This is a genomic window from Fibrobacter sp. UWOV1, from assembly GCF_900142495.1.
Taxonomy (GTDB): Bacteria; Fibrobacterota; Fibrobacteria; order Fibrobacterales; family Fibrobacteraceae; genus Fibrobacter.
Window position 1 is genome coordinate 539,088 of sequence record NZ_FRBA01000001.1, and the last position, 25,242, is coordinate 564,329.

Here is a 25,242-nt window from a genome sequence, read left to right on the forward strand (position 1 = left end):
AAAAAGATAGTTATTGTATGGCAATCCGATTACGCACCGCTCCTTAAAACCACGCAAAAGCGGGGTGATTCGTCTACAATTCAAAAATTCTTAAAAATTTTTCAACAAAAACCCTTGACAGCACCCGCACTTTAAACTATCTTTGGGCCATCAATCAAGCGGATGTAGCCCAACTGGATAGAGCGTTTGGCTACGAACCAAAAGGCTCCAGGTTCGAGTCCTGGCACCCGCAGAAAGGAAGGTCAATCGAAAGATTGACCTTCCTTGTTTCATGTATACATTCTTCCGTTTCCACAATCCGTAAAACCCGTTAACAATATTTTGCAAAGTTTGCAATCTATTGTTTGCACGCTACAACCCTCACGAATTCTAAAATTCACCCCAGAGAGTGCTTGGTAATCCACATTTTTTCAGAGGTGTTTTTTTGTGGAATACGAAGATCATATATTAAACGAAACTATCCGCCAAGTGTTCTTGGATTGCCGCCGCGAAAGCGGCCTCACCCAAAACACAGCATCCCTACAGTCCAATATCACCCGACAATTTATTTCACAGGTCGAGGTCGGTAAAAGGATGCCCTCCATAACCACTTTAAGCGCACTCGCCCGAGTCTACAACAAGTCGCTTTCGGAACTGTTCAAGGAAGTTGACCGCCTTTACCCCCTTGTGGCCAATGCAGCTCCAATCTTTGAAATTTCGGCAGATATCGCCGCCGAAACAAAAAGACGGATGTCGGAATACATCGAATCGGCCAAGAAAAGCAAGGATTGCGGAGCGCCAATGAAATCCAAAGTCTAATAGCAAATCTACTGGCAGATGCCAATGAGATAAGGCATTTAGGGGTATTTTACCCTTAACAAAAATGTATTTTTTTGCTATCTTTACCCCCCGATGGAATGGCCGAAGAACATAAAAACGCTAACGGAGGACGAGCTTAAGGCTTGGCTCCGCGAGCAGGACGAGAAGCCGTTCCGTGCAAGCCAAATTCAAAAATGGCTCTTTTGCCAGCAGGTCAAAAGCTACGACGAAATGGGGAACATTTCCCCCGCCCTACGTGAAAAATTGGCCAAACAGTTTACCCTCCGTGCCTTGACCGAAGAACAGCGCATGGTGTCGGTAGATGGCACGGTCAAGTGGCTTTTCAAGACCCATGACGACCACCATATCGAAACGGTGATGATTCCCGCAAACGGTCGCTATTCCGTATGCGTTTCGACCCAGGTCGGCTGCGCCATGAACTGCGCTTTTTGCCGTACCGCCAAAATGGGCTTTACCCGAAACCTGGAAGCCGGCGAAATCCTAGAAGAAATCATCAACGTGAACTGGTACCTGAAAGAATCCGGCTTTTTGAATGAAGAAGGCAAAACGGCCCAGGTCACCAACATCATCTTCATGGGCATGGGCGAACCCCTGAACAACCTGGAAAACGTACACCGCGTCTGCTGTACGCTCCATAACCAGAGTCTGTTCAACATGGGTTCCAAGCGCATGACCGTAAGCACCAGCGGCGTGGTCCCCAAAATCAAGGAACTGGTAGACCGCAATACCCCCTGTTGCCTTGCCGTGAGCCTCAACAGCACGAATAACGAATACCGTTCGTCTGTCATGCCGGTAAACAAGACCTGGCCCATCGAAAAACTTTTGGAAGCGGTTGACGAATACATTCGCAGAACCGACAATTATGTAACGTTTGAATTTGTCCTGATTCAGGACATCACCTGCACCCCGAAGGCGGCCAAGGAGCTCATTCGCATTTGCGCCCCCCGCCGCGTGAAGGTAAACGCCATCGTCCTAAACGACGGCGACGACCCCACACTACACGCCCCTACGCCGGAACAGGTAGAAGACTTTTTGGCTATGGTTAGGGCAGCCGAAATTCAAATCACGATCCGCAACCCGCGCGGCCGCGACATTCTCGCCGCCTGCGGGCAGCTTGCGTACAAAAAGGAAGGTAAATAATGTTAACGCAGAACCTCCCGGATTTCTGGGATAATCTTTATGCCGAAGGCAAGGACTACTGGAATCTCAAGAAGGTGACGCCCGCTCTGACGGAATTTTTCAAGCACCCCTCTTGTCCCGCCACGGGCTCCGTTCTGGTTCCCGGTGCTGGCTTTGGCTACGACGCCGAAGCTTGGGCTTTGCGCGGTCACGACGTGCTGGCAGTCGACTTTGCCCCCTCTGCCGTCGACGAACTTGACCACTTGAGCCGCAAACACAAGAACCTGCGTTCTTTGGACCTCGACCTGTTCTCACTTTCTCCCAAGGACGACAAGCGCGGCGGTCAGCTTTTCGATATTGTTTACGATTACTGCTGCTTCACGGCAATCCACCCGGGTCGTCGCGACGAATTCTTCGAAGTCTGCTACAAGATGATGAAGGATGACGGCTTGTTGATTCTCTTCTTGTACCCGCTCATGAACGGCAAGACTCTGCAGGGTCCGCCGCATGCCACCAGCGAAGGCGAACTCATGGCCCGTCTCGATGGCGTGTTCGATGTCGTCGAACGCATCAAACCTACCGGCAGCATCGCCGGCCGCGAAGGCAAGGAAGAAATCTGGCTCCTCAAGAAGTGCCTGTAATCTTGACGTAAGATTGCTTGCTTTGCGAGCTACAGACGAATGTTTAGAGACGAGAGAAAACTCTCGTCTTTTTCGTTACCAAGACCAACTTGGCAGAGTCAATTCTCTTTCATTTTTTCTATTTTTTTCATCAAATTTTAACGGCGGCAAAGCCGCTTCAACAAAGACACAAGGATTGAATTATGGCTAAAGATTTATGCCCCTGCGGTTCCGGTAAGGAATACGGAGAATGTTGCGAACCCATTATCAAGCAGAAAGCTCTCGCGGCAAGCCCCGAAGCATTGATGCGTTCTCGCTACACCGCTTACGTAAAGCAGGAAATCGGCTGGCTCAAGGAATCTCTCGAACCCACGCAGCGTGGTGATTTCGACGAACCGAGCGTGACCGCTTGGAGCAAGGAATCCGAATGGCTCGGCATCGAAATCAAGCAGACCAAGACCGAAGAAGAAAAGAACATCGGCTGGGTCGAATTCATCGCCCGCTTCAAGCAGGGTAACATCACCCGTAACCACCACGAACTCGGCGAATTCCACAAGGTGGGCGGCGCATGGTTCTTCTACGACGGTCGTGCCGTGAAGCAGGAAACTGTCCGTCACGAAGGTCCGGTCGTTGGCCGTAACGATCCGTGCCCGTGCGGTTCCGGCAAGAAGTACAAGAAGTGCTGCGGCGCTAATAAGTAGACAGTAGACAGTAGACGGTAAACAGTTTTAATTAGGCGGCTTTGCCGCGATTATAGAACTTCCTACTTCCTACCGTCTACTTCCTACTAAATAATAATCTTCAACCTTAAATCATTAAGCAAATGTTCAAAGTTTTCGTAGATGGTGAAGCAGGGACCACAGGCCTGCAGATTTATGAGAGACTCGCAAAGCGCACCGACATCGAAGTGTTGCGCATTTCTCCCGAACTCCGCAAAGACATTAACGAACGAAAGCGACTCATCAACGAGTCCGACGTGACGTTCCTGTGCCTGCCCGATGCAGCAGCTGTCGAAAGTGCCGCCCTCTGCGAAAATCCGAACACCCGCGTGATTGACGCCTCCACAGCGCACCGCGTGAACCCCGACTGGACCTACGGGATGCCTGAACTCAGCCCCGCCCAGCGCGAAGCGATTGCAAAGGCCAAGCGCATCGCGAACCCCGGCTGCCACGCCTCGGGCTTTATCCTCGGCGTTCACCCGCTGGTTGCCGCAGGCATTCTGCCGAAGAGCGCAAACCTTGCCGCCTACAGCATTACCGGTTATTCCGGCGGCGGCAAGAAGCTGATCGCCGAATACGAAGAAGCCGCCTCTATGGAACATAAGGCCGGCGAATCAAAGGCCATCATGGCGCCCGCCCCGTACGCGCTCGCGCTCGCACACAAGCACCTCCCCGAAATGAAGAAGTACTGCGAACTTGAAAATACGCCGTTCTTCAACCCGGTGCTTGGCCCTTATTACAAGGGCATGGCGGTCACCGTCGCCATCTTTGCAAATGAACTCACCAAGAAGGTCGGCCCCGAAGGACTCACCGAAATCTTGGCTAAGCATTACGAAGGATCCCGCTTTGTGAAGGTCATGCCGTATGAAGCTGCCCCCGTGCTCTTTAACGGCCGCCTTGACGCAACTGTCTGCAACGATACGAACAACGCCCGCATCCAGGTGTTCGGCAACGAAACCGTGATGCAGGTGACGACTATTATCGACAACCTCGGCAAGGGCGCAAGCGGTGCCGCTATTCAGAACATGAATATCGCGCTGGGAATCGATGAAGGCGTAAGCCTTTCCTAGCCACTAACCACCAACCACGAACCACTTCCCATGTTCCTAGACGAAAAATCAATTGAAGTTCGCTCCGGCAAGGGCGGCGATGGCATTTGCAGTTTCCACCGCGAAAAGTTCGTACCCCTCGGCGGTCCCGATGGCGGTGACGGCGGTCGCGGCGGTCACGTGATTCTGCAGGTGAACGAACAGTTTTCAACACTCCTCGACATGGGCAACGCTCGCCTGTACAAGGCGCAAAGTGGACAACCCGGTGGCGCCAAGCGCTGCACCGGCCGTAGCGCCGAAGACCTGATCGTAGATGTTCCGCGCGGCACCATCGTGAAAGATGCCGAAGGTCGCATCTTGGCAGACCTTACCGAACCCGGCCAGAAGTGGATTGCAGCCCGCGGCGGCAAGGGCGGCATGGGCAACCAGCATTTTGCAACGCCTGCCAACCAGGCCCCGCGCAAGTGCACGCCCGGCGAAAAAGGCGAACGTCGCGAACTCTTCTTGGAACTCAAGCTTATGGCAGACGTGGGCCTCGTCGGATTCCCGAACGCAGGCAAGTCGAGCCTCGTGAACAAGATTTCGAGCGGTCGCCCGAAAGTCGGCGACTATCCGTTTACCACCCTCGAACCGGTGCTCGGCATTGTGCAGATGAACGGCCACAGCTTCGTGGTCGCAGACATCCCTGGTTTGCTCGAAGGTGCAAGCGAAGGCAAGGGCCTCGGCCACCAGTTCCTGAAGCACATCGAACGCACGCACACCCTGTTGTTCGTGATCGACGGCTTTGCCGAAAACGCTTACGAACAGTTCACCGTCCTTAAGGAAGAACTCAAAGCGTTCCACCCGAAGCTTGCCAAGAAGCCTTACGTGATTGCCCTCAACAAGAGCGACCTCGGCATCGACGAAGCGATCAAGCAGTTCAAGGCCCACAAGGAAGCCGTCATCGTAACCTCCGCTGTAACGGGCGACGGCTGCAAGGAACTCACCTTGGCTCTAGACGAAGCGGTGCCCCACGTGCAAAAGAAGAAAGTCGGCTGGGAAAGCAAGAAACTCAGCAGCGCCACCACCGGCATCGACGGCACCGGCAAGAAAATCGCAAAGAGCAAGGCCAGCCCGGCAGCGAAAAGCTCCGCTAAAACAGGCTCCAAGGCCGCCAGTGCAAAAACAGCCCGCAGCAAGAAGAAGGCTTAACGAATGGCGAAAAAAGAACAGAGTACACCGGTCATCGTAAACCGCAAGGCAAACCACCTCTACTTCGTAGACGAAACCTTCGAAGTAGGTATCATGCTCATCGGTTCGGAAGTCAAGTCTATCCGCGATGGCAAGTGCACTTTGGGCGAAGCGTGGATCGACATCGACGACACCAAGAACGAAATCTGGCTCGTGGGTGCGCACATCGACGAATACCTGTTCGCTAACCGCTTCAACCACTTTCCGGCAAGGCGCCGCAAGCTCTTGGCACATGTGCATGAAATCGCCAAGATGCGCAAAGCAAAAGAGCAAAAGGGCTGCACGCTCATCCCGCTCAAGCTCTACTTCAAGAACCGCCGCGCCAAGCTCGAAATGGGAATCTGCCGCGGTAAAGACCAGCGCGACAAGCGCCAGGATATCATCAACCGCGACGCAAAACTTGAAATGGCCCGCGCGGCAAAGGCACACAAGTAATGAAGGCTTTTGTTTGGCATATACTTGTCTGTTTCGCTCTCGCAGTCTCTGCCTGGGCCGCAAACACAGTCGATGCCGAACAACTCGCCAAAGAGATCAAGGCCAGCTTCCACTGGTTCCCAGTTCAAAAGACATTCCTGCTCGCAAGCGAAAGCGATACTCTTAAATTCGCCATTGGGCTACCGTTCGTGAATACACACGGCAAATCTGTCGAAATCAAGCATGCGCCCGAAATCGCGGGCAGCCATATTCTCTTGGATTCCGCAGACGTTGTCGCATTACTCAACACAGGCAAAGCTCAAACGGCAACGCCAGCCAGCAGCAGCTCCCCCGCCAAAGTCTCTTCGTCTTCAGTAAAAGTCGACGCCGCGCCCGCGGCTACAAAGTCCGCGAAGACAGTTGCACCTGTAGCGACTCCGAAAAACGAAACCGCCGGCACCCGCGAAGTAAAAACCATCGTCATCGACCCCGGCCACGGCGGCAAGGACACCGGCGCCCAGGGCAAGAATTCCAACGAAAAAGACATCGTCTTGGCCGTCGGCAAGCTCCTGAAAAAGGAACTCGAAAAAGAAGGCTTCAAGGTCAAAATGACCCGCGACAAGGACGTGTTCATTGAACTCGGCGAACGCGCAAACCTCGCCAACCAATGGGACGGCGACCTCTTCATTAGCCTGCACTGTAACGCCATTGACGCAAGCCCCGAGCGCAAAAAACAAATCAAGGGCTACCACGTTTACGTGCTCCGCGCCCCCGAAAGCGAAGAAGACAAGGCGATTGCCCGCCGCGAAAACAAGGTGGCCACGCTCTACGGCGAAAAGAACGCCAAGGAAGAACTTTCACCGCTCGAATGGTTCAAGCTCGAAGCCCGCTTGGAAAAGTACAAGCAGAACAGCTACATGTTCACCGAACAAATGCTCAAAGCCTTCGACGACGGCAAAATCAAGCGCCAGGGCGGTGGCGTCGGTGGTGCAGGCTTCATGGTGCTCGTAGGCGCCTTAATGCCCGCAGTCCTTTTTGAAATCGGCTTCATCAGCAACCCCGAAGAAGAAGCCTATATGATCACGACTAAGGCTCAAGAAGACATCGCTAAGCGAGTTTCAAAAGCCGTCAGCATGTACAAGGAAGCCGTCCACAACTACCGCGAAACGCTCGGGCGGTAAGCCACACATAGCGCAGCGTTACTAGTTAAAAGTATTCGTTAAGCACAAAAAAAACCGACTGCACTTGGCAATCGGCTTTAAACTTTACTCAAAGGGAGCCTGCGACCGAGCTCACACCCCAAAGGGCGTAGCCCGACCTCAAGCCTCTATTCAGCGTCCAAGTCGGCTTCGTCGATTTCGGCGTTGTGGTAAACGTCCTGAACATCGTCGTGGTCTTCGAACTTGTCGATGAGCTTGAGGAGCTTCTGGGCATCTTCGTGGCCGAGCTTCACCGGGTCGTTAGCGACGTAGGTGATTTCGGCGCTCATCATTTCGATACCGGCAGCTTCGAGAGCCTTGGAAACAGCATCGAAAGCTTCCGGAGAGGTGGAGATTTCATGCACGCCGTCTTCGGTGGACATGTCTTCGGCTCCGGCTTCAAGAACAAGGTCCATCACCTGGTCTTCCGGATACTTTTCAGCATCGACGACAATCACGCCCTTGTAGGTGAAAGCCCAAGAAACGGAACCGGATTCGCCCATGGAACCGTTGTTCTTGTTGAAGATGTTGCGGATTTCGGCAACGGTACGAACCTTGTTGTCGGTCAGGCACTGCACCATGATGGCAATGCCACCCGGGCCGCGTCCTTCGTACAGCGGTTCCGTCATTTCGGTACCGGAGTTAGCACCCGTACCCTTGGCAATGGCGCTTTCGATATTCTTAGTCGGCAAGCTCTGGCTCTTGGACTTAAGAATAGCAGCACGCAGACGCGGGTTTGCGTCGGGGTTTCCGCCGCCGAGCTTAGCAGCGATAGAAATTTCCTTGATAAGCTTGTTCCAAGCCTTGGCGCGAGCAACGTCAGTCTTGGCTTTCTTGCGTTTGGTGGTGGCCCATTTGGAGTGACCGGACATAGATTACCTCTAGTTTTTAGATTAAAAAATCGACCTAATTCGGAATTCGGATTTCGGAATTTTTATCAGCTAACAACTCCTAATTCATAATTCCGAATTCTGAATTTACTTGTTCTTGAGTTGGCAACGGCGCTTTTCCTTGACGCTAAGACTCGGATCGTCGCATTCATCGCCTGAAACTTTTTTCTTTTTTTTCTTCTTGGTCGGAGCAGTTTCTTCGTCAGCAGCATCAACGCGGCGCTTGCGCTTGTTCATCGTTGATTCTTCTTCGGCTTCGACTTTTTTTTTCTTTTTTTTCTTCGGAGCAGCTTCTTCTTCGCTAGCTTCTACACGGCGCTTGCGAGTGGTAATGGTAGCCTCTTCCTCGGGCTTCTTTTCAGCCTTTTTCTGCAGAGTGCGGAGTTTAGCCTTGTCGAGCGGGTCGGCGGAGGCCCTGGTAATGGCCTTGTCATACTTACCGCCCCACACGTTACCAAGAAGCGAACCGGATTCCAGAGCATCCTTCAAAATGCCCATGGCCCATTCGTCATTTGCCGGCGGCAAAAGCTTAAAGCGCAGGTTACGGATTCGGGTCGGTTCGTCTTCAAAGTAGAGCATCATGTCAAAGAAGCCCACCTGGTATTCCTTGTTGTCGGAGCCAACGGCTGTAGACGGAACATAGGCAAGCATCGCATAGACATCGCCATCGAAAAGGCCCGTGATCAAGGCATCGCCGTCACCGCCCGGGGCCTGCACTTCACCGTCAGCCTGGAAAGCCCACGGAGCGACATCCACCGTCAAGCGGAACTTGTGATAACCCTTATCGGCCTTTTTCAGCTTGAGCAGCGCACCCGAAAAAGCCTGGAACTCAGGCTCCAGCGTCTGCGCCGAACAAACCGCAGCAAAAACCAAACAAAGCAACACTATAAGTTTTTTCATAGGAACCTCCCTTTGAAAAGCTTATTAATTCTTGAAGAACAGAGCCTTGGCTGCCTCAAACATCGGGTCCTTTTCATCCGGGTTGCGGCATTCCGTATAAATGCGCACCTTCGGTTCGGTACCGGACGGGCGGACGAGCATCCAGGAGTCGTCGTCGAAAATGACCTTCACGCCGTCGAGCGTCAAAAGCTGTTTCACGGTCTTCTCGTTATTGCCGACCATGATCTTTGCACCCGGCTGGGCGATGGTAGCGATGGCGTCGACCTTGGCCTTCAGCGGGGCACCCACGAGAGACTTGTCCACTTCGAAGCCCGAACGGGTCGGGTAGAAGCGGCCATATTCTTCGTAGAGGGCGTCGAGGTATTCGCCGAGGTTCTTGCCAGTCACCGCCATGATTTCGAGAGCGATGAGGAGGCCGAACTGGGCATCCTTTTCGAGCGTGTTGTTGAGGCCAGAGATACCGTCGGATTCCTCGAAAGCGATGAGGGCCTTCTGCTTGGCGTTACGGGAAAGCCAGGGGCGGAAGTTCTTGAAGCCCACCGGAGTTTCCATCACGGGCACGCCGAGCTTTTCTGCAATGATGTTCACAAAGTTAGAGGTAGCAACGGACTTAGCAACACAGCCCTGTTCCTTGCGCCAGGTAGCCATGTAGTGGAAAGCGATAGCGCCGAACTGGTTCATGTCGATTTCGCGCGTGCCGTCGTAGAAACGGATACGGTCACCATCCGGGTCAAAAATGGCGCCCAGGCGGAACCAAGACTTGCTTTCGTCCAGCACCTTGCGGACCTTCTCGAGGTTCTTGCTGGACGGTTCCGGGGCGATGCCGCCGAACAGGGAATCGTCTTCGTTGCGGAGCGTGATGAGGCATTCCGGATTGTCGAGCAGCGCGGCCGGACGGCGGCGGGTAGAGCCGTGCACGTGGTCACACACGAGAGTGAGTCTGCCCTTCTTGATGAATTCCTTGATGCGGTCGAACTTGATGGTTCCCTGCTTGACGAGGAATTCCTTGTAAATCTTGAGGGAGTCGATGATTTCCCAGTCAACCTTGCCCACCGGTTCAAACTTCCAGGTGGCCATCATTTCGTTGCTGAGCTTGGTAATGACGTTCGTGATTTCCGGACCTGCAGGACCGCCGTCGGCCGGATTGAACTTGATACCGTTGTAGTGGCTCGGGTTGTGGCTCGGGGTCATGTTGATGGAGCAGGCGGCACCGAGCATCTCGATGCAGGCGCTGAATTCCGGAGTCGGCATTTCGCCACCATAATAGACCTTCACGCCGGCCTTCGCGAACTGGTCAGCCACGGCTTCGCAGAATTCGTGACCGAGCAAGCGGTTGTCGTGGCCCACGACCACGCCACGTTTCTGAAGTTCGGCAAAATCCTTCACGCCGAGAGCTTCAAAAAGTTCAGGTGTAGCTTCCTTATAGAGGCGGACGATTGCGGCACCCACCACCTGCAGATTGCGGAGGGTGAATTCAGAACCGATTTCGCCGCGCCAGCCGGACGTACCAAAGCTCACCTTGGCGGGCTCCTGGGAGGTCAGTGCGACTTGCTTTACCTGTTCGACCAGGCCCATATCGGTAGCCGGGTTGAATTCGGGGGACTGGATCTTTTTCCAAATCTGCGTAATGTTTTCCATAAGGGTTCCTGTGTTTAAATTTTTACGCGGAAAATTTAGAAAAAAAGACGATTGACGATTGACGATTGACGATAGAAAAAGAGGTGCGGGACGAGTGTTTTGGGGATTTAAGGGGGGAAGTCACCCCCTCGGCGGCACTGCATTGCCACCTACCCCCTCTAGCGGCCCCCCCGCAACGCCCCACAAAATCATATTACAGATTTTGTTAAATTACGAACATGAATCATTTTTTATACAAAGTATTCTTTTCCTTGATTTTCCTCTCAACATTCTGTTTTGCCCAAAACGAGCCCCCAGTAAAACAGGAAGTCGATTCTGCCGCCTACTACGAACAACTGTACCAGTACAATCTGGACAAGTACAATTTTGACAAGAAAGCCGCGAACATAGCCTTGATTACAGCAGGGGTCTCTGTAGGACTGGCGATGGTGTCAGGATTTTCAATCACCTTTTACGTTTTCGAACAATATTCCGAAGACAACAAAAGTCCGCTTTCCATGTCACACCCATGGGCAGTCACAACATTTATATTATGCGGCATCGGGGCCACCTCTGCCTTTGTTTATGGCGGATTTGAAATTGCGGCCGCGATACGAAAGAGCAACTACTCGAATTACAATATACGGCGAAAAAAATACTCCGTACGGCAAACTACAAAAGTTGGTTTCGCCCCGATTATAGACCCGATAAACAAAACTTACGGCGGAGCATTAGCACTAAACTTTTAAATTGAATTGCACGAAAGAGATTTCTTAGACGCAAAGTGTAAAACACAGCATTGAGAGCAATAATCAGAGTACATTTTCTAAGTTCTAAGTTCTAAGTGCTAAGTTCTAATACTATATTTTAGTCACTATGCAGATTACTAACGCTTCTCAACTTACTGGTGTTTTCCCCGCGTTGTTCACCCCGCTCAAGAACGACGATCCCAAGAACCTTCGCAACTCCATCGACTACGAAAAGATGGGCAAGATGATCGACGACGTGATTGCTAACGGCGCAAGTGGCGTGCTCCCTGCCGTGACCACGGGTCAGAGTGCGACGGTTTCTCCGCAGCAGCACCTGGATGTCATCAAGTTTACGCTCGACTATGTGGACGGCCGCGTGCCCGTGATTGCCGGTGCCGGTTCCAACTGCACTCGCGAATCCATCGAGATGATCGAAAATGTCCAGAAGATTGCCCCGGTGGCAGTCCTCTGCGTCACGGGTTACTACAACAACCCGCCGCAAGAAGGTCTTTTGAAGCACTACCGCACGCTCAGCAGCGAAACGGGCGCCAAGATCGTGATTTACAACGTTCCGGGCCGTACCTCCAGCTACGTGCACCCCGACACCTTGATTGAACTTGCCGAAGACAAGAACATCATCGGCCTCAAGCAGGCTGTGGAATTCGGCTTTGGCGAAAAGTTCCACGAAGACACGATGCGCGTGATCAAGGAAACCAAGGGCAAGGACTTCGCCGTGATGAGCGGTGAAGACGGCTTGTTCGCCGACCTCCTCGAGATGGGCGGCACGGGCCTCATCAGCGCTTCGGGCAACATTCCTGAAGCCACGAAGACGTTCGTGGACCTGTACAAGGCATTCCAGGCCGGCGACAAGGAGAAGGCGCACAACCTGCAGAAGAACGCCCGCGACTTCATCGACATCACGTTCTGCCGCAAGAACCCGATTCCGCTGGGCACGCTGTTCAACAGCCCGCTGTTCCAGCCGCTCGTGAGCGTGAAGGATACCGCAAACGGTGCAGACGCTGTCGCCCGCATCATGAAGTTGATTGAAGAAAAGGCCCCGAGCCTCAAGAAGTATCACGTATAGGAATGAGCTCGCACCTACGGTGCTTTGAGGAATGAGGTCGCACCCTGCGGGTGCTCTGAGGTAAAATACAATACGAGAAGTTTTGCCCAAAGGGAGCCTCTGGCGACCGACCTCAAAGCGAAGCGTGCCCATAGCCCAAACCTTTTTTTCCAGGAGAATCCAATGGCTAAGATTCAGAAATCCATCAGTGACGAAATCTGCGACTACCTCAAGAAGCAGAAACTCTCCCCCATTCCCGTTCAGACTTTGAACGAAGACATGGAAACGACCCGCTACTTCGGTGGCGACCTCAAGGAATTCATTGCCGCCGCCAAGACTCTCGGCGCCAAGGGAATCTTTGTTGAAACCCTGTACCTCGAAGAAGACGAATTCTACTACGACAGCGGCATGGACGACGAAGAATACATGGCCCTGTACGGTGACGAAGAATGCTGCAACGGAGAATGCAAGTGCGGCAAGTGCGACGACAAGAAGAGCAAGAAAAAGGCCAAGGATGACGACAGCGATGTCGACGCCGTTTACTTCGAACCCGAAGACCTCGACGGTCTCGACCTCACTCTCCTCAAGCCGCAGATGGCCAAGTACCTCGACCGCGTGGGCGAAGCCTGCGGCGCACGTCTGACCGTTCCGGGCGTTGACCACCTCGAAGTCGAAATCTTCGCTGACTGGTACGACGACTTCGCCGAACTCGTAGACGAAGCCTCTGAAGCAATCGAAATCGACCCGACCGACGCCCTCCGCCAGGCTCAGGCTATTTTCGAAGCCGAAGAAGCTGAACTCGCCAAGGCCGAAGACAAGAGCGTCAAGAAGATTGCGGTACACCCCCCGAAATCTTCTAGCAAGAAGGCTTCCAAGAAGAAGTAATTCTTCCAAGCAAACAAAGCGTTTGCATACAAGCTAAAAGGCCGCGACATTGTCGCGACCTTTTTTGCAATAGCACAAATTAGCCTGCGTTTATAAAAAATCGGATTAGCGAATCAATCCATCAAAAACGCTGAATAATCAAGCAAGACAAGGCGCGAGTCCCCGTAGCGTACTAAAACGTACGTGAGGGGACGAGCAACGCTGTATTGCGCAGATTAATCTGCGTTTTTACCCGTGATAAAGCTTACTCGTTTGATAAGTAGGTTCCGTAGTCAAGTTCACACCCAAGCGGCGGAACACGCCCACGTCGACCTGCGAAAGAATCACGCTGGAATGCACTTCGCAGTGGCGAAGTTCCGGGAGCTTTTCCATGGCAATTTTCGCGTTATAATCCGTGAGGGCGCAAACAGAGAGTGCCACGAGGACTTCATCCATGTGCAGGCGCGGATTCTTGTGGCCGAGCTGCTTGGTCTTCAGGTTCTGAATCGGTTCAATCACCATCGGCGAAAGCAGACGCACTTCGTCAGGGATACCGGCCAAGTGCTTGAGAGAATCCAGAAGCATTGCAGAAGAGGCGCCAAGCAGCGAGGACGTTTTACCCGTAATGATAGCGCCATCGTTCAGTTGGATTGCTACAGCCGGGCCTTCGGATTCTTCGGCCTTCTTGACGGCAGCCGCAATCACGGGGCGGTTTGCTGTACTGATCTGGGCCTGTTCCATAATCAGTTCCTGCTTGTAAACTTGGTCCTTGTCGGCGTTGCCCTTACGCACGTCGCAAAGCGTGTTGTAGTAACGGCGGATGATTTCTTGCTTGGCCGCTTCGCAAACGGCATCATCATCGACAATGCAGTTGCCAGCCATGTTCACGCCCATGTCCGTCGGGCTCTTGTACGGAGATTCACCGAGAATGCGGGTAAACAGGGCGTTCAGCACCGGGAAGATTTCTACGTCGCGGTTGTAGTTGATAGTCGTCTGTCCGTAGGCTTCCAAGTGGAACGGGTCAATCATGTTCACGTCGTTCAAGTCGGCGGTGGCGGCTTCGTATGCGAGGTTCACCGGGTGCTTGAGCGGAATGTTCCAAATCGGGAAGGTTTCGAACTTGGCGTAGCCGGCCTTCACGCCACGCTTGTTTTCGTGGTAAATCTGCGAAAGGCACACAGCCATCTTTCCACTTCCAGGACCCGGTGCCGTCACCACCACAAGTTCGCGAGAGGTTTCGACAAATTCATTCTTGCCGTAACCGTCGTCGCTCACTACCAGCGGAATGTTGCTCGGGTAACCCGCAATCGGGTAATGACGATAAACCTTGAGGCCAAGATCTTCAAGCTTTTTCTGATAGGCAACAGCACTCGGCTGTTCCTGCCAGCGGGTCAGCACCACGGAACTCACATATAGACCATAGCCACGGAAGGCATCAATCAGGCGCAAGACATCTTGATCGTAGGTAATGCCCAAGTCACCACGGACCTTGTTCTTTTCGATATCGCCGGCGTTAATGGCGATAATGACTTCGGCCTTGTCCTTGAGCTTTTCAAGCATGCGGATTTTACTGTCGGGCGCAAAGCCAGGCAACACGCGGGATGCGTGATGGTCATCGAACAGTTTTCCGCCAAATTCCAGATAAAGTTTTCCGCCGAACTTCGCAATGCGCTCGGCAATCTTTTCGGACTGCGTCCTCAGGTACGCGTCGTTATCAAACCCTACTTTAAACATCTTTTTTGTCCATCTAAAAAATCATAAAAATTATCTGCACAAAAATAAAAAAAAGAACGTCATTGCGGGTAATGCTATGACGTTGCAATCTACCATGAAGAGCACGGCAAGGCTCTAATTAGTTACTTTGGCTCCAATCGATTGAATAATCGTTCCGATAATTTCATCATGCCCATTCTTCATGCGCACTTTGTTTTTATACATGAGCGCATCGGCTCGTTCAAAGACAGACGAAACATCCTTGTCATGTTCCTTGTCAAATACAGAAATTCCACAAGCAACCACAACCTTATGTTTGTCAGCGTTTTTCTCAATCGCTTCAGTAAATTCCTTTTCCAGCTTTTCACGGTTTTCAAAATCGGAACCACGCAGAATCGCAACAAATTCATCGCCACCAATACGGAACACCGGGCTATGGGCAAAAATCTGGCACACAAGCCTACTGGCCGAGCGAATATATTCGTCACCGGCAATGTGCCCCAGCGTGTCGTTCACCGTCTTTAAACCGTTTACATCGCACAAGGCAATCGCGAATTTCACATTTTCGCCCGACTGGATTTGCTGGTTCAGTTTAGATTCAAATTCACCATATGCGGTCTTATTCTTAATCCCGGTCAAATCGTCGCGGCGCGCCTTTTCGTAAGCAGCACTCACCTCTTCCCTGATTTTTTGTTCGCGGCGAACCTGAGCATCAATATTGGTCACGCTGATAACAACATGCTTTTTATCGGCATAAACCGCCACCATGTTTACATACAAAGGTCCCTTCGGAGTGTTCAGGCGGTACGTCAACGAAAACACGCCATTATCATCAAGTTCCTTTAAAAGCGTACGCCTATCCAAAGCATTCACAATCAAGGGAATATCTTCTTTGTAAACGACGTTTAAAGCATCCTTTTTCAGCTGGTTAAAGAAATCTTCGCCTTCGAGCGCCACGCTCAATTCGCAGAACACCCGTTCACTCTTGTACAGCGCATAATGGTTCGTATCCAAATCGACCATATAAAGGGCATCGTAGCGTTCGGCAAGGGCCATCACGATTTGGCCATAAAGTTCACTCTTGGTCGCTTTTTGTTCAAGAGCCAAGCGTTCACGTTCCTGGGTATCGATATTGGTCACTCCGATAATCAGGTAATTGCGTTGTTCCGCACGCCCAAGAACCACCTTTATGGAATACCAGACAGGTTTATCCCCTGCCATAATACGGTACTTTCCACTAAAGGCTTTACCGTCTTGCACCGAGGCGACCAAGGATTCCTTATTGGCCATGTTTTGAGCAAACCATTCCCTGTCGTCTTTATAAATAACCGTTTCGAGGTTTACTCGGGAATCCGCCCAAAAATTGCTGGTTTCACTCAATTCCAGATTTTTATGATTCCCGCCAAATGCGAACATGGCATAGTTGTCACTTTCGATATCGACAAAAAACACGCACTCGTAATCGAGCGATAGAGCAAGCGACACATCTTCAATAGATAAAAGCGAATTCATAAACAGGTCCAAAGCAAAATCAAGATATCTTTAAAATAACATTATTTTAACAAGAGGGCATTGCAAATAGAATTTTCCTACAAAAAAAATCTAGATAAAGCCGCCTTCCGACAAGAGAATGCACATGCGTTCACTTCGAATTGCGTTTTAAGCGCCCTAAACCCCATTTATGTCTTGATTGTAATTTTCTTGGAAAGCAATAATAAGGAATTTTACTCCACCATATCTCGCAAAATTTCTACCTTTGAGTGCAAATTTTCCCCAATCACTCAAGGAGTATTTATGGGCGGCTTTTGCGGTGTTGTTTCTAAAGAAGATTGCGTAAGCGACCTCTTCTTCGGAACCGACTACCATTCTCACCTGGGAACCCACCGTGGCGGTTTGGCGGTTCTCAAGTCCAACGGACATTTCCATCGTTCGATCCACAACATCCAGAACACCCCGTTCCGCAGCAAGTTTGAGCATGACCTGCCCTCTTTTGCCGGAAACGTAGGCATCGGTGTTATCTCGGATACGGACCCGCAGCCGCTCGTCATGACCTCCAAGCTCGGCACGTTCGCTATCGTGACCGTCGGCTTGATTACGAACATCGAAGAAATCAAGAACGAGCTGTTCAAGAACAACTGCATGCAGCTCCAGTACTCCACGACCAGCGGAATGGTCGGACCGACCGAAGTGGTATCCGCCTTGATCGCCACGCAAGATTCTATTGTCGAAGGTCTCAAGTACGTACAAGAGAAAATCAAGGGTAGCTGCTCTGTTCTTTTGATGGACGAAACCGGCAAGTTCTACGCAAGCCGCGACAAGTGGGGCCGTACGCCGATCGTACTCGGCAAAAAAGACGGCGCCATGATCGCCCTGCAAGAAAGCTGCGCTATCCATAACCTCGGCTTTGAATACGTCCGCGACATGGGTCCGGGCGAAATCGCCGAACTCACACCGGACGGCGACAAGACTCTCGTCGCCCCGGGCAAGAAGATGGCAATATGTTCGTTCCTGTGGGTTTACTACGGTTACCCGGCATCAAGCTACGAAGGACGCAATGTGGAAATGACCCGCTACCGCTGCGGTTCCGCACTCGCAAAGCGCACCCCCACCGAAGCCGACGCCGCCTGCGGCATTCCTGACTCCGGTACGTCTCACGCCCTCGGTTACGCCCACGAAGCCGGCATCAAGTTCGCCCGCCCGTTCGTGAAGTACACGCCGACTTGGGCCCGCTCCTTTATGCCGCAAGACCAGAAGCAGCGCGAACGCGTGGCTTCCATGAAGCTGATTCCGATTCCGGGACTCATCAAGGACCGCCGCCTTGTGTTCTGCGACGACTCTATCGTGCGCGGCACGCAGCTCGGTAAGCAGGCCCAGAAGCTTTATTCGCTCGGCTGTAAAGAAACCCACATGCGTATCGCATGCCCGCCGCTCGTTTACCCCTGCAAGTTCATCAACTTCTCCCGTTCCAAGAACGAATACGACCTGATTACCCGTCGCTATATCCGCGACCAGGAAGGCGAGAATCCCGATTTGGATAAGTACACCGACCCGGATGGAGACGCCTACAAGGGCATGGTGGAATACATACGCCAGAAGCTGAACCTCACGACGCTTGCGTTCCAGCGCATCGACGACCTGATTCACGCTATCGGGCTCCCTGCCGAACAGCTCTGCACCTACTGCTGGAGCGGTAAGGACTACGCCGAAACGGGTGACTGCTACCATTGTCCTTGTCATTCCGAAGACAACGAAAGCAAGGATAAAGAGTAGTTCAGCCCTAGATTAGGACTTTCAAGCGCCCCCGGGTACCCCCTGGGGGCGTTTGCTTTTTATGACCTAAAATTGACGAAATTTACCGAAAAACTGCATTTTTTCGAATTTACGCCTTTAAAATTCAATTAATTTATTTGTAAAGAACGGAAAAATTTTACATTCCGTCCTTTACACACAAGATTTTTTTTGCTATCTTTGGCACAAAACAATAAAAACAAACCCCATTTTCCCTGAAAAAAGGGAAAATAAACAAATAAGAGGTTAAAATGGCAACCGTTATCCGTCTCGCTCGTTTCGGCAAGCGTCACAACCCCATCTACCGCGCCGTGGTGATTGACTCCCGCAAGGCTCGCGACGATAGCTTTATCGAACAGGTGGGTTTCTACAACCCGAATTCCAAGACTCCGGAAATCAAGTTCGAACAGGAAAAGGTGCTCAAGTGGCTCCAGACCGGTGCACAGCCGTCTGACACCGTCCGCAGCCTCCTCAAGAAGGTCGGCATCATGGACCTGTTCCACGAAATCCGCGCTGGCCGTTCTATCGAAGGCAAGACCGCTACTCCGCGTGCAGAAAAGGCCAAGAAGGCCAAGCTCGGTCCTAAGGCTCTCGCCAAGATCGAAGCTGAAAAGGCTGCCAAGGAAGCTGCCGCCGCTGAAGCTGCTGCCGCTGCCGAAGCACCGGCCGCTGAAGCTCCTGCCGCCGAAGCATAATTTTCGCTTGAAAAGAAACCTCGTGCCGACCACACAAATTGGCACGGGGCTTTTTTGTCTAGCTAAAGCCGCTTGAACCAAGGTAACCACCTTCCGCTGATTCAAAACCCCACTAAGTCTTTCATGTCTGAGTCCGAAGATTACATCACCGTATGCCAGCTCATGCGCACGCATGGCGTCAAGGGATACATCAAGGCGATGCCGCTCACTCACGACCTTACGCGTCATGAGAAGCTCAAGGACGTGATGCTAAAGAAGACCAATGGTGAACAGGTCCTATTGACTCTGGAAGATTCCAGGCTTGCAAACAATCTGTGGTTATTAAAGTTCAAGGGGTATGACACGCCGGAATCCCTGGTACATTTCGTCAATGCAGACGTAATGATTCCCGAATCGGAGAGGCTCCCCGCCCCCGAAGGTGAATATTACCTGGACGATCTTATCGGGTTCCGCGTAAAACTGGAAGACGGCCGCGACATAGGCGAAGTTCTTGAAGTCGAGGAACTGCCTACCGTGAATGCGTTTCACGTCAAGTTCGACGCAGCCTTCCAACGCGAATTTTCCGCGAAAACAATCCTCGCCCCCTGGATAGACGACTGTGTCTTGGACGTGGACGAAGATGGCAAGAACATCGTATTCAGCGCAGACTACCTAAAAAGCCTGTGCCCGGAGGAAAGGTGAGAATCGACTGCATCACCATTTTCCCCGAGATGTTTGCCCCCATGAAGCAATCAATCATGGGTCGCGCCCAGAGCAAGGGCCTGATGGAATTCAACACCGTCTACCTGCGCGACTTTGCCATCAACGATTACGGCCAGGTGGACGACGTGCCCTATGGCGGCGAACCGGGAATGGTCATAAGACCCGAACCGCTCGCAGCAGCCATTCGCAGCACGGGAGTCAAGGAAGACGGCGGTAAAGTCATCTACTTGACTGCTGACGGGGTTCCCTTTACCCACAAGATGGCCAAGGAACTTTCCAAGGAAAGCCACCTGGTGCTTGTCTGCGGGCACTACAAGGGAATCGACGACCGCATCCGCCAGTCCGAGGTCGACCTGGAAATTTCTATCGGCGATTTTGTCGTGAGCGGGGGAGAACTCCCTGCCATGCTCGTGACGGATGCCGTAGTTAGACTCCTGGACGGGGCGCTCGGCAACAAGGAATCCGGCGAAACGGACTCTTTTGCGCAGGGCGTACTGGGATGGCCGGTCTATACCCGACCTGAGGTTTTTGAAGGAAAAAAGGTCCCCGAAGTGCTCCTTTCGGGCCATCACGCGAACATTAAAGCCTGGAGGCGCCAAGAATCGTTAAAAAGAACGCAAGAAAGACGCCCAGACATCTTTAAAAATCTTGAAGAAGATACTAAATTTGGCATCAAATAAAAACGAGGTACACAAATGTCCCTGAACATTGAAGCAATCCACAACGAAAACTTGAAGACCGACCTTCCTGAACTCCGCGCTGGCGACACCGTCACCGTGAACGTGAAGGTGATCGAAGGCACCAAGGAACGTATCCAGCCGTTCAAGGGTGTTGTGATCCAGAAGAAGAACACCGGTATTTCTGCAACTCTCACCGTTCGCAAGATGTCCGGCTCCGTGGCCGTGGAACGTATTTTCCCGCTCCACTCCCCCCGCATCGATTCCATCGTGCTCGACCGCGCCGGTAAGGTTCGCCAGGCTCGCATCTACTACATGCGCGACCTCCGCGGTAAGGCTGCTCGTATCGACGAACGTCAGGCTTAATCAGCTTAACACTCGAGGAACATGACCTCGCGTCAACAATTAATCCCGCCCACGCATCAAAGCGTGAAGGCGGGTTTTGTTGTTTATTCACCCGGGAGCGAATACCGGAGCATCGTTATCCTTGAAGAAGGAGAGTTGATTGCCCGCGAAGTCACGCCCCCGCATTCCGTCGTGTTCACAATGCGACCGGGAGACCTGGTCGGAGTGGCCGCCCTCCTTGAACGAGAACCATTCAAGTATGAACTTTCGGCCAGCAAGGATTCCAAGATCACGCTCGTGACCGAAGAGTGCATGGAATCCGAACTCAAGCGGCTCCCGCTTTGGCTGTTGGCGCTGATTCGCAGCCTTTCTGCAAAGACTCATTTGCTGAAGCGCGCCGCTATAGAGACTCGCGTCAGGAACACACTCAAGAGTCTCGCCGAATACTTGAGCCATAAATCCAGCGACACAGAATTCAATCTCGCCGAACTGCTTCGGGAATTTTCTTTCTTGACCAAGATTTCGACCACGGCCGCGCAAGAAGATTTCAAGTCGCTTTTACGCAGGCACTTGATCAAGCTTTCGCAAAAGAACGGCCGCGTGTTCTGCAAGATTGTCGACCCGGAACTCCTGCACATTTTCACGGACTACATCCGCGCTCAAGAAACCGAAACGGAATTCGCGCCCTACAGGCTGAGCATTGTGCAGAAAAAAATTCTCGTGTTTTTGTCGGCCATGGAAGTTTCGCCCGAAAAGACTGGCCCCGACTGGATCAGCTACATTCACGAGAAGTTCCCTGACGCCGACGTTTCGCAATGGATTAGTTTGTTGCAAATCCAGTGGTTCGTGAAAACCGACCCGAAGAATCCCGATTGCGATCTCTTCAAAATCAATAAAGCCAAAGTCCAATATTTCTTGAAAGCGCTACGCTACGAGACCAACATTCGAGGGGTGCTATGACGCTTGAAGAAGGACAGATCTTATTCCGCGAAGGCGCCCCAGGCGAAAATCTTTATGTGGTGCGCGACGGCGAGCTGCAGGGCAAGAGCACGCTCGGCACCGCCATCAACACTTACGGTCCGGGCGCTTTAATTGGCGAACTCGCCTTTTTGAAGAAAGAACCATACACCGAAACCATTACCGCGACTGAAGACTGCGAGCTGATCGAAATCACGCCCGACGCCCTGGAGGAATCACTGGAACAGGAACCCGCCTGGTTCAGGTCTATTATTTCGTTCCTGACAGGGCGTTTGCAGATTGCCGGTGAGAATAAACGCAAAAGCGACAAGATCAAGGCACTTCCGAGCCTGCTCTACATTCTGGATTCGCTTTCGTCTCGCGTCAAGGCAAACGAAGAGACCAAAGTCTCACACGCCGAGGTCATTGACGGAGTCGAAAAGCTTTTCAACCTTTCGAAAGACAACATCGAAGACTTGCTGAAGATTCTTGAAGAACTCGAAGTCCTTAAAATTTTGGGCGAAGAGATTCACGTAAAGAACGCCAACGTGGTACACTTGCTATACGAATCCATCCGGTTCCGCGCGCGTTACAGGAAGACTCCCCCGCAGATTCTTTCGATGACCGAACAGATGGTCTTGAATGCCGTCATCAAGACGGTCCAGCAAAGTACGGAACCGCTCAAGAACGGAGCATTTACTGTCAACACCGAATCGCTCCTGAAAGTCGGCAAGCGCGCCATGTTCGGCGCCACGCTTACCTTGCGTACGATGCTCCCGCTCCTGAAACGCAAGCTTTTGAATGCGTCCGTTCCGCTTGGAGACGGAGCCGTTTTGCCCGAAATCGAGGCCATTCCGTTCTTCTTTGGCGATTTCGACACTATCCTTGATTTGATGGAACTGAACCGCATTTACCCGCTGCTTGATAAAAAATTAGTGAAATAGCTAGTTCAGAATTCGGAATTCAGATTTCAGAATGGACTCAAGATTTCCGTACTCCGAACTCTGAAATCCGAATTTTTCTATATTTACCCCGTAAATCAACTAACCCCCTAGCAGGTATAAACATGAAACTTTCCGCACTTCTCGTGACCCTTTCCTCCATAGCCGCCTTCGCCGAAGATGCCGCTCCCGAACAGCAGCCGAGCGCCATTGGCAGCTTCTTGCCGCTCATCCTCTTGTTCGTAGTAATGTGGCTCTTCTTTATCCGCCCGAAGAACAAGGAAATGAAGAAGATGGAAGAAATGCGCAAGGCCCTCAAGAAGGGCGACAAGGTGATTACCACCGCCGGCATTATCGGCACCGTCACCAATATCGATGAAACTGGCACCACGGTTTCTGTGCGCACGGGTTCTACCACCATCATCGATTTTGAAAAGTCCGCTATTCTCCGCGTTCTGAACGCAGAAACTGCTCCGACCGCCAAGACCGAAGAAAAGAAGTAAACCATGGCTCTTCTCGAAATTAAGACCTACGGCGATCCGGTACTTCGCAAAAAGTGCGAGCCCATCACCGAGATTACGCCCGAACTGCGTCAGCTCGCCAAAGACATGCTCGAAACCATGTACGACGCTCCGGGTTGCGGCCTTGCCGCTCCGCAAATCGGCAAGAACATCCGCTTGGTCGTGATTGACACCGCTATTCCTGGCGAAGAGGACCCGCGCCCTTACATCATGTTCAACCCCGAATGGGAACCTGAACCCGATGCAAAGCCGGTGCCTTACGATGAAGGTTGCCTTTCTGTGCCGGATATTTTCTGCAACGTGATTCGCCCCGACAAAGTGTGCGTACGCTTTTTCGACATCAACGGCGAACCCCAGGAACTGCATAACTGCGACGGACTTTTTGGCCGCTGCATTCAGCACGAAACGGACCATCTGAACGGCGACCTGTTCGTAGACAAGATTTCGACTGCTGACCGCACCATGAACCAGTCAAAACTGCGCAAAATGGCTAAGGACACGCAGGCAAAGTTGAAGAAACATTAATTCTGAATTCGGAGTTCGGAATCATTCTTCAGTAGTCAAGTCGAATGTTCAAAAGGGAAAAAATGGATTGTAAGAAGCATAACCTAGCTGCATTTATGCTAGAAACTATGCGACAAAGCAATCCTTTTTTCTTTTTCCCTATTTTTATTTTCTGCGCATCGTTTGCATTTGCAGACGACGATTTTGATTTGCCCGATGACGTGCAAAAAGCTGAGGTGCCAGCCAGCGCCGAAGAAGTTCCTGAAGGACCTATAAACTTCGCGCCCATTGAAGAGACTACGACAAGCGAGCCTGCGCCCGCCAGCAACCGACCCGAAAATGTCAATTCCAGAAAGATCGCTCCTGCAACCTCTGCAAAGAGCGACACTTCTTATAAAGAAAAGAAAAAACTCACACCTCTGAATAACAGGTCAGCAAAGGCTATTGTCGATAGCTATTTACCCGTAGCAGATGAGCCCGTTACCGATGTGCCCGTTACCGATGTGCCTGCCACATTCAAAGAGCATTTGATTCCCGAAGAATTGGACCGTCCGCTTCGCGTAGGGATTTATACCGGAGTCAAGGAACTCTACCTGAAATACCAAGGCGAAACCGTACGCGTCACACCGCACGGCAACATGGTGCGTTTTGAAGCCGACGGCAATTCTACCGAAGACATCGCCCACGAATTCAACAGCGAAGATGGCGGATGCCTCGCCGTCGCCGCCGACAAGAAAAGTCTCGGCAAGGCATGCTACCCAGGCAGCATCATGTTCCGCAATACAAACGGCAAACTCGACGCAATCAATTCGGTCGATGTCGAGGACTACTTGCGTGGAGTGATTCCTTACGAAATCGGCAAGCTGGACAGCAGCCGCATCGAAGCGTTAAAAGCACAGGCCGTGGCCGCACGCACTTACGCGTACAAGCATTTTAACAGCCGCGAATCCGTCGGCTTTGACGTATACGCCGACACCAAGGACCAGGTCTACAAGGGCCTGGAATCGGCAACACCGTTGACCGATGCCGCCGTCAAGGCGACCGCAGGTGTCGTGATGACTTACGGTGGCGAATTCATTATCGCCTACTACCATTCTACATGCGGTGGCGTTACCGAAACTCTTGCCACCTGGAATCGCGCAGACCTTCCGTACCTAAAATCGGTCCCGGACAAGCGCCCGAATGGCAAGCCCTGGTGCGATGAATCGAGCTACATCAAATGGGAGCGCCGCTTTGCCGACAAGGAAATCGCCAAGTTATTCAAGGCGAACGCCAACGAAGCAAAGGCTGTATTCGGCAGCACAAACGGAAAAGACTTCAAGAAAGTCAAATCCATCAAGATTAAAGACAAGTTAAAAAGCGGCCGAATCATGACGCTCCGAGTCGAAACCGACAAGGGATATTTTGACGTTCTGACGGACCGCACTCGCTGGCTATTCAAGAAGGCCGGCACCATTCTGCCGTCTTCTTTCTTTACCGTAAAGAAAGAAGGCAAGGAATGGGTTGTTACAGGCACAGGATTTGGGCACGGCGTGGGCATGTGCCAAATGGGAGTGCGGGCTCGTGCCCAGGCCGGGCAAAGCTACCAAGAAATCTTAAGCCATTACTACCAGGGAATCACTCTGGAAAAATTCGATCGGTAAAACG

Annotated in this window: 26 protein-coding genes and 1 tRNA gene; 22 read left to right on the forward strand and 5 right to left on the reverse strand. The window is 52.0% G+C overall.

Annotated elements, in window-relative coordinates; translation table 11 throughout:
• The first annotated feature begins 158 nt into the window (after positions 1–158).
• From BUC02_RS02290 to BUC02_RS02330, 9 genes are all read left to right on the forward strand, one after another.
• Positions 159–232: transfer RNA gene (locus BUC02_RS02290), tRNA-Arg, on the forward strand.
• Positions 233–426: 194 nt separating this feature from the next.
• A complete protein-coding gene (locus BUC02_RS02295; protein ID WP_083564346.1) occupies positions 427–798 on the forward strand; it encodes a helix-turn-helix domain-containing protein in 372 nt (123 codons plus the stop codon).
• 93 nt (positions 799–891) lie between these two features.
• Positions 892–1,959 carry a dual-specificity RNA methyltransferase RlmN gene (gene rlmN / locus BUC02_RS02300; RefSeq protein ID WP_073318086.1) on the forward strand — a complete coding sequence of 356 codons (1,068 nt, stop codon included), beginning with the start codon at positions 892–894 and terminating at the stop codon, positions 1,957–1,959.
• Positions 1,959–2,579: a methyltransferase gene (locus BUC02_RS02305; RefSeq protein ID WP_073318089.1), complete on the forward strand. Its 621-nt coding sequence runs from the start codon at positions 1,959–1,961 to the stop codon at positions 2,577–2,579. The genes rlmN and BUC02_RS02305 overlap by 1 nt, the downstream gene beginning before the upstream one ends.
• 182 nt (positions 2,580–2,761) lie before the next feature.
• Positions 2,762–3,259 (forward strand): YchJ family protein, encoded by a 498-nt coding sequence (locus BUC02_RS02310; protein ID WP_073318092.1) that lies wholly within the window; start codon positions 2,762–2,764, stop codon positions 3,257–3,259.
• A 122-nt stretch (positions 3,260–3,381) separates the two neighbouring features.
• Positions 3,382–4,347 (forward strand): N-acetyl-gamma-glutamyl-phosphate reductase, encoded by a 966-nt coding sequence (gene argC / locus BUC02_RS02315; RefSeq protein WP_073318095.1) that lies wholly within the window; start codon positions 3,382–3,384, stop codon positions 4,345–4,347.
• A 30-nt stretch (positions 4,348–4,377) separates the two neighbouring features.
• Positions 4,378–5,517, forward strand: coding sequence for a GTPase ObgE (gene obgE, locus BUC02_RS02320; RefSeq protein ID WP_083564347.1), 1,140 nt, complete (start codon positions 4,378–4,380; stop codon positions 5,515–5,517).
• Between the two features lie 3 nt (positions 5,518–5,520).
• Positions 5,521–5,991: an SsrA-binding protein SmpB gene (gene smpB, locus BUC02_RS02325; RefSeq protein WP_073058148.1), complete on the forward strand. Its 471-nt coding sequence runs from the start codon at positions 5,521–5,523 to the stop codon at positions 5,989–5,991.
• A complete protein-coding gene (locus BUC02_RS02330) occupies positions 5,991–7,151 on the forward strand; it encodes an N-acetylmuramoyl-L-alanine amidase family protein (protein ID WP_073318098.1) in 1,161 nt (386 codons plus the stop codon). Before smpB ends, BUC02_RS02330 begins: the two co-directional genes overlap by 1 nt.
• Positions 7,152–7,297: 146 nt before the next feature.
• Here the strand turns inward: BUC02_RS02330 and BUC02_RS02335 are convergent, their stop codons facing one another.
• The 3 genes from BUC02_RS02335 to BUC02_RS02345 form a co-directional block, all read right to left on the reverse strand.
• Complete coding sequence (locus tag BUC02_RS02335) at positions 7,298–8,041, reverse strand: YebC/PmpR family DNA-binding transcriptional regulator (RefSeq protein WP_073318101.1); 744 nt, start codon at positions 8,039–8,041, stop codon at positions 7,298–7,300.
• Between the two features lie 105 nt (positions 8,042–8,146).
• Positions 8,147–8,959 carry a hypothetical protein gene (locus tag BUC02_RS02340; RefSeq protein WP_175549784.1) on the reverse strand — a complete coding sequence of 271 codons (813 nt, stop codon included), beginning with the start codon at positions 8,957–8,959 and terminating at the stop codon, positions 8,147–8,149.
• A gap of 24 nt (positions 8,960–8,983) precedes the next feature.
• Positions 8,984–10,597, reverse strand: coding sequence for a phosphohexomutase domain-containing protein (locus BUC02_RS02345; protein WP_073318104.1), 1,614 nt, complete (start codon positions 10,595–10,597; stop codon positions 8,984–8,986).
• Between the two features lie 218 nt (positions 10,598–10,815).
• Between BUC02_RS02345 and BUC02_RS02350 the strand changes: the two genes are divergently transcribed.
• The 3 genes from BUC02_RS02350 (at position 10,816) to BUC02_RS02360 (ending at position 13,273) form a co-directional block, all read left to right on the forward strand.
• Positions 10,816–11,325, forward strand: a complete 510-nt coding sequence (locus BUC02_RS02350; RefSeq protein ID WP_073318106.1) for a hypothetical protein — start codon at positions 10,816–10,818, stop codon at positions 11,323–11,325.
• 127 nt (positions 11,326–11,452) lie between these two features.
• The gene (gene dapA / locus BUC02_RS02355) at positions 11,453–12,409 is read left to right on the forward strand and encodes a 4-hydroxy-tetrahydrodipicolinate synthase (RefSeq protein WP_073318108.1); all 957 of its coding nucleotides are present in this window, start codon (positions 11,453–11,455) and stop codon (positions 12,407–12,409) included.
• 162 nt (positions 12,410–12,571) lie between these two features.
• Positions 12,572–13,273 carry a hypothetical protein gene (locus BUC02_RS02360; RefSeq protein WP_073318110.1) on the forward strand — a complete coding sequence of 234 codons (702 nt, stop codon included), beginning with the start codon at positions 12,572–12,574 and terminating at the stop codon, positions 13,271–13,273.
• 228 nt (positions 13,274–13,501) lie between these two features.
• Here BUC02_RS02360 and BUC02_RS02365 read toward each other — a convergent pair whose 3' ends face one another.
• Positions 13,502–14,986 (reverse strand): DUF1846 domain-containing protein, encoded by a 1,485-nt coding sequence (locus BUC02_RS02365; RefSeq protein WP_073318112.1) that lies wholly within the window; start codon positions 14,984–14,986, stop codon positions 13,502–13,504.
• Positions 14,987–15,100: 114 nt separating this feature from the next.
• Entirely contained in the window at positions 15,101–16,477 is a 1,377-nt protein-coding gene (locus BUC02_RS02370) for a GGDEF domain-containing protein (RefSeq protein WP_073318910.1), read from the reverse strand.
• A gap of 282 nt (positions 16,478–16,759) precedes the next feature.
• Here BUC02_RS02370 and BUC02_RS02375 point away from each other — a divergent pair, with 282 nt between their 5' ends.
• The 10 genes from BUC02_RS02375 (at position 16,760) to BUC02_RS02420 (ending at position 25,238) form a co-directional block, all read left to right on the forward strand.
• The gene (locus tag BUC02_RS02375; RefSeq protein WP_073318116.1) at positions 16,760–18,235 is read left to right on the forward strand and encodes an amidophosphoribosyltransferase; all 1,476 of its coding nucleotides are present in this window, start codon (positions 16,760–16,762) and stop codon (positions 18,233–18,235) included.
• Positions 18,236–18,504: 269 nt separating this feature from the next.
• Positions 18,505–18,948, forward strand: coding sequence for a 30S ribosomal protein S16 (rpsP, locus tag BUC02_RS16660; protein ID WP_073318120.1), 444 nt, complete (start codon positions 18,505–18,507; stop codon positions 18,946–18,948).
• 123 nt (positions 18,949–19,071) lie between these two features.
• Positions 19,072–19,629, forward strand: a complete 558-nt coding sequence (gene rimM / locus BUC02_RS02385; protein WP_073318123.1) for a ribosome maturation factor RimM — start codon at positions 19,072–19,074, stop codon at positions 19,627–19,629.
• Positions 19,626–20,330 (forward strand): tRNA (guanosine(37)-N1)-methyltransferase TrmD, encoded by a 705-nt coding sequence (gene trmD, locus BUC02_RS02390; RefSeq protein WP_073318127.1) that lies wholly within the window; start codon positions 19,626–19,628, stop codon positions 20,328–20,330. The genes rimM and trmD overlap by 4 nt, the downstream gene beginning before the upstream one ends.
• Before the next feature lie 15 nt (positions 20,331–20,345).
• A complete protein-coding gene (gene rplS, locus BUC02_RS02395; protein WP_073053577.1) occupies positions 20,346–20,693 on the forward strand; it encodes a 50S ribosomal protein L19 in 348 nt (115 codons plus the stop codon).
• Between the two features lie 21 nt (positions 20,694–20,714).
• Positions 20,715–21,632, forward strand: coding sequence for a cyclic nucleotide-binding domain-containing protein (locus BUC02_RS02400; protein WP_139260982.1), 918 nt, complete (start codon positions 20,715–20,717; stop codon positions 21,630–21,632).
• Complete coding sequence (locus tag BUC02_RS02405; protein ID WP_073318133.1) at positions 21,629–22,573, forward strand: Crp/Fnr family transcriptional regulator; 945 nt, start codon at positions 21,629–21,631, stop codon at positions 22,571–22,573. The genes BUC02_RS02400 and BUC02_RS02405 overlap by 4 nt, the downstream gene beginning before the upstream one ends.
• Before the next feature lie 122 nt (positions 22,574–22,695).
• Complete coding sequence (yajC, locus tag BUC02_RS02410) at positions 22,696–23,073, forward strand: preprotein translocase subunit YajC (protein ID WP_083564348.1); 378 nt, start codon at positions 22,696–22,698, stop codon at positions 23,071–23,073.
• A gap of 3 nt (positions 23,074–23,076) precedes the next feature.
• Entirely contained in the window at positions 23,077–23,616 is a 540-nt protein-coding gene (gene def, locus BUC02_RS02415) for a peptide deformylase (RefSeq protein WP_073318137.1), read from the forward strand.
• 62 nt (positions 23,617–23,678) lie between these two features.
• Positions 23,679–25,238: a SpoIID/LytB domain-containing protein gene (locus BUC02_RS02420; RefSeq protein ID WP_175549785.1), complete on the forward strand. Its 1,560-nt coding sequence runs from the start codon at positions 23,679–23,681 to the stop codon at positions 25,236–25,238.
• Positions 25,239–25,242 lie beyond the last annotated feature (4 nt).

Bases quoted from the DNA above. Each gene is read 5' to 3' on its own strand.
- BUC02_RS02375 (WP_073318116.1), top strand. From the start codon at position 16,760: ATGGGCGGCTTTTGCGGTGTTGTTTCTAAAGAAGATTGCGTAAGCGAC.
- argC (WP_073318095.1), top strand. From the start codon at position 3,382: ATGTTCAAAGTTTTCGTAGATGGTGAAGCAGGGACCACAGGCCTGCAG.
- BUC02_RS02400 (WP_139260982.1), top strand. From the start codon at position 20,715: ATGACCTCGCGTCAACAATTAATCCCGCCCACGCATCAAAGCGTGAAG.
- rimM (WP_073318123.1), top strand. From the start codon at position 19,072: ATGTCTGAGTCCGAAGATTACATCACCGTATGCCAGCTCATGCGCACG.
- obgE (WP_083564347.1), top strand. From the start codon at position 4,378: ATGTTCCTAGACGAAAAATCAATTGAAGTTCGCTCCGGCAAGGGCGGC.
- BUC02_RS02345 (WP_073318104.1), bottom strand. From the start codon at position 10,597: ATGGAAAACATTACGCAGATTTGGAAAAAGATCCAGTCCCCCGAATTC.
- rlmN (WP_073318086.1), top strand. From the start codon at position 892: ATGGAATGGCCGAAGAACATAAAAACGCTAACGGAGGACGAGCTTAAG.
- BUC02_RS02420 (WP_175549785.1), top strand. From the start codon at position 23,679: ATGGATTGTAAGAAGCATAACCTAGCTGCATTTATGCTAGAAACTATG.
- BUC02_RS02350 (WP_073318106.1), top strand. From the start codon at position 10,816: ATGAATCATTTTTTATACAAAGTATTCTTTTCCTTGATTTTCCTCTCA.
- rpsP (WP_073318120.1), top strand. From the start codon at position 18,505: ATGGCAACCGTTATCCGTCTCGCTCGTTTCGGCAAGCGTCACAACCCC.
- BUC02_RS02340 (WP_175549784.1), bottom strand. From the start codon at position 8,959: ATGAAAAAACTTATAGTGTTGCTTTGTTTGGTTTTTGCTGCGGTTTGT.
- BUC02_RS02365 (WP_073318112.1), bottom strand. From the start codon at position 14,986: ATGTTTAAAGTAGGGTTTGATAACGACGCGTACCTGAGGACGCAGTCC.
- BUC02_RS02310 (WP_073318092.1), top strand. From the start codon at position 2,762: ATGGCTAAAGATTTATGCCCCTGCGGTTCCGGTAAGGAATACGGAGAA.
- dapA (WP_073318108.1), top strand. From the start codon at position 11,453: ATGCAGATTACTAACGCTTCTCAACTTACTGGTGTTTTCCCCGCGTTG.
- rplS (WP_073053577.1), top strand. From the start codon at position 20,346: ATGTCCCTGAACATTGAAGCAATCCACAACGAAAACTTGAAGACCGAC.
- yajC (WP_083564348.1), top strand. From the start codon at position 22,696: ATGAAACTTTCCGCACTTCTCGTGACCCTTTCCTCCATAGCCGCCTTC.
- BUC02_RS02370 (WP_073318910.1), bottom strand. From the start codon at position 16,477: ATGAATTCGCTTTTATCTATTGAAGATGTGTCGCTTGCTCTATCGCTC.
- BUC02_RS02405 (WP_073318133.1), top strand. From the start codon at position 21,629: ATGACGCTTGAAGAAGGACAGATCTTATTCCGCGAAGGCGCCCCAGGC.
- smpB (WP_073058148.1), top strand. From the start codon at position 5,521: ATGGCGAAAAAAGAACAGAGTACACCGGTCATCGTAAACCGCAAGGCA.
- BUC02_RS02305 (WP_073318089.1), top strand. From the start codon at position 1,959: ATGTTAACGCAGAACCTCCCGGATTTCTGGGATAATCTTTATGCCGAA.
- BUC02_RS02330 (WP_073318098.1), top strand. From the start codon at position 5,991: ATGAAGGCTTTTGTTTGGCATATACTTGTCTGTTTCGCTCTCGCAGTC.
- BUC02_RS02360 (WP_073318110.1), top strand. From the start codon at position 12,572: ATGGCTAAGATTCAGAAATCCATCAGTGACGAAATCTGCGACTACCTC.
- BUC02_RS02335 (WP_073318101.1), bottom strand. From the start codon at position 8,041: ATGTCCGGTCACTCCAAATGGGCCACCACCAAACGCAAGAAAGCCAAG.
- def (WP_073318137.1), top strand. From the start codon at position 23,077: ATGGCTCTTCTCGAAATTAAGACCTACGGCGATCCGGTACTTCGCAAA.